The sequence below is a fragment of the Actinomycetospora sp. genome, assembly GCF_055612215.1.
In genome coordinates this window covers 1-2,603 of sequence record NZ_JBVPVA010000598.1, presented here as the reverse complement: position 1 = coordinate 2,603, position 2,603 = coordinate 1, and the positions used below count along the sequence as shown (strand labels likewise).

3 protein-coding genes and 1 pseudogene are annotated in these 2,603 nt (G+C 71.2%); 2 read left to right on the top strand and 2 right to left on the bottom strand.

The features are described 5' to 3' along the window. A pseudogene (locus AC0CYZ_RS16350) lies at window positions 1-278 on the bottom strand (amidohydrolase family protein); the annotation flags it as partial. 9 nt (window positions 279-287) lie between these two features. On the opposite strand from AC0CYZ_RS16350, the gene AC0CYZ_RS16345 reads away from it, so the two are divergent. Both AC0CYZ_RS16345 and AC0CYZ_RS16340 read left to right on the top strand, forming a co-directional pair. After that, window positions 288-620, top strand: coding sequence for an amidohydrolase family protein (locus AC0CYZ_RS16345; RefSeq protein WP_472217178.1), 333 nt, complete (start codon window positions 288-290; stop codon window positions 618-620). Then, on the top strand, window positions 617-1,357 hold the full coding sequence (locus AC0CYZ_RS16340; protein WP_472217176.1) for an iron-sulfur cluster assembly protein: 741 nt from the start codon (window positions 617-619) through the stop codon (window positions 1,355-1,357). Before AC0CYZ_RS16345 ends, AC0CYZ_RS16340 begins: the two co-directional genes overlap by 4 nt. 87 nt (window positions 1,358-1,444) lie before the next feature. On the opposite strand, the gene AC0CYZ_RS16335 is transcribed toward AC0CYZ_RS16340, so the two are convergent. After that, window positions 1,445-2,392 (bottom strand): hypothetical protein, encoded by a 948-nt coding sequence (locus tag AC0CYZ_RS16335; RefSeq protein ID WP_472217174.1) that lies wholly within the window; start codon window positions 2,390-2,392, stop codon window positions 1,445-1,447. Window positions 2,393-2,603 lie beyond the last annotated feature (211 nt).

Genomic DNA, 2,603 nt, shown 5'->3' with positions numbered 1-2,603 from the left:
CCGAGGATCTTCTTCTTGCCCTCGACGCCGAGGCGCGGGTAGTCGTCGAAGTCGTGGCCCTCGGGGAAGTCCCAGTCCACGAGCCCCTCGACCTGCCACTTCGGGGTCCAGATGTTGTAGTCCGAGCCGAAGGTCATCTTGTCCTCGCCGACCCAGAACAGCAGCTCGCCCATCACCTTGGCGAAGAACCGCGGCCGGGCGTGCATCAGGCCGCCGATGACGACCGAGAGGCCGGCGTAGACGTTGGGCTCCTGCGTGGCCATGAAGCAGAAGTCCTCGGTGGGCTCATGCACGCCCGGCCGCGGTTCTTCGCCAAGGTGATGGGCGAGCTGCTGTTCTGGGTCGGCGAGGACAAGATGACCTTCGGCTCGGACTACAACATCTGGACCCCGAAGTGGCAGGTCGAGGGGCTCGTGGACTGGGACTACCCCGAGGGCCACGACTACGACGACTACCCGCGCCTCAGCGTCGACGGGAAGAAGAAGATCCTCGGGCTCAACGCCGCGCGGCTCTACGACATCGACGTCCCTGCCGAGTACCAGCTCTCGGCCGACACGTCGGCCCCGGCGTCGAGCGACGACGCCGAGCTGGTGGAGGACCGGGCGGTGGCCCAGGCATGACCGTGCTCTCCGACACCCGGATCGCCGGCTCCAACGAGGCCGCCGCGGCGGCCGCGACGGGGACGGCGGCCCGGGTGTGGGAGGCGCTGCGCGCGGTGCGCGACCCCGAGCTCGACACCGACGTCGTCTCGCTCGACTTCGTCGGGTCGGTCGACGTCGACGGCGGGGTCGCGCACGTGCAGCTGCGCCTGCCCACGTACTTCTGCGCACCGAACTTCGCCTTCCTCATGGTCGCCGACGCGCACGACGCGGTGGCGGCGGTGCCCGGCGTGGACCGACCCGACGTCGTGCTGATCGACCACTTCGCCTCGGACGCCATCAACGCGGGTGTGGCGGCCCGGGCCGGGTTCGTCGGGTCTATGGCCGGCACCGAGGTCGGGGAGGCGGTCGACGAGCTCGACGACCTGCGGCGCACGTTCACCGAGCGGGCGCTCATGGCGGGCACCGACCTCGTCGTGCGGCCGCTGATGCGCGGCGGCGCGACCCCGGAGCAGGTGGCGGCGATGACGCTCGGCGAGGCCCCGGCCTCGGACGACCTGCGTCGTCTCCGGGCCCGCCGTCGTGAGCTCGGGATCCCGTCCGAGGACGGGGACCCGTTGGTCGTGGACCCGAGCGGGCGCACCGTCGGCGTCGAGGCGCTGCCGCTGCACCTGCGCAAGGCCCGGTCGTTCCAGGTCGGGGTCGACGCCAACACGAGCATCTGCCGCGGCCAGCTCGCGGCCCGCTACGGCGGCTGAGTCCGCGGCCCGCGTTCGACCTGAACGAGCGGTCCGTTGGTCACCTTCAATGGTGATCGACGGGCCGTTCGTCTGTCACGGGTCGGTCTATGCGGGAACGACGACGAGATCGGGGCACGGGCGCGACGCCGCCAATCGGTAGTACGCGAACAACTCGTCGAGGACCCGATCCGGCTCCGTCAGCAGCCGGCGCGGGCGGTGCTGGACCACGACCACGCCGGCAGCGACCATGTCGGCTATTCGTCGGGCGTCGTCGTCCTCGCGCTCCGGGGGATGGAACAGGACCGAGTGGTGCTCCCACGCCATCCCCACGCACGGCAGGTAACCGTCCGGGCATGCGAGGAGGGAGCGATCCCGGCGGAGCAGCCGTGGGTTCCACAGCATCGGCGGCAGCGTGCTCCTCCCGTGGAGGCTGCGGCCCCAGCCTTCGGCGACCGACCGGATGCCGTCGTTCACCTCGGAGAGGACCTCCCGCGCCATCGCCGACCCGCGCTGGTTCCCCGCATCCAGCTCGGTGAGCAACCGATCCACCGTGGTGCGCCGTTTCTGCACCGCCTCGGACAGGGTCGCCAGGACGTCATCTCGACCCGGGGTCCTCCGCACGCTGTCGACGAGCGCTCGATCCAGGAGCGCGACCCGGACACCGTCGCGCTCGACGGTCGGAGGCAGCCGCCCGGTCCGTTCGACGACGAGATCGGGCCCACTCTGCCGACGGCAGTCCTTCCCCACGAGGACGTGCAGCTCCTGACCCGAGGGGACACGGTGAAGGCCGTGCCTCCGGACGGCCTCGGCGCCGGTGAGCACGGCGTCGTCCCCGCAGTGGAGCATCGCGGCCAGGATGAACTGCTCCCGGGTCAGCGGGCCGCTCTGCATGACGATCACGCCGAGGAACGGGCGCTGCCACATGCCCGAGCGCACCCGGGCCGCGATCGTCGACGGACGCATGCCGATCGCCACGAGGGCGGCCGTGCGGGCCACCCGCAACGGGGCGAGGTCCGCGAGGGCTGCCGGCGAGACGCGGGACGGACGAGACATGCCGCGAACTGTCCTGCCGTCCGCCCCCGCACGGGGAGGATCACCACGAGCCCTGGGGACAACTCGGGTCGATGCGGGAGCTGTGGACGACGAGGAGCACGGTCGGCGCCCATCTGCGCGGTGGCTCGATCGTACGAACGGCCGGTTGATCACCATCGAGGCGGATGCGAGGGGTGGTCGCAACACCTCGATGGTGAGGGGTTGCGGTGGA

Excerpts from the sequence above, each read along its gene's own strand:
- AC0CYZ_RS16340 (WP_472217176.1), top strand. The coding sequence starts at position 617 with ATGACCGTGCTCTCCGACACCCGGATCGCCGGCTCCAACGAGGCCGCC.
- AC0CYZ_RS16345 (WP_472217178.1), top strand. The coding sequence starts at position 288 with ATGCACGCCCGGCCGCGGTTCTTCGCCAAGGTGATGGGCGAGCTGCTG.
- AC0CYZ_RS16335 (WP_472217174.1), bottom strand. The coding sequence starts at position 2,392 with ATGTCTCGTCCGTCCCGCGTCTCGCCGGCAGCCCTCGCGGACCTCGCC.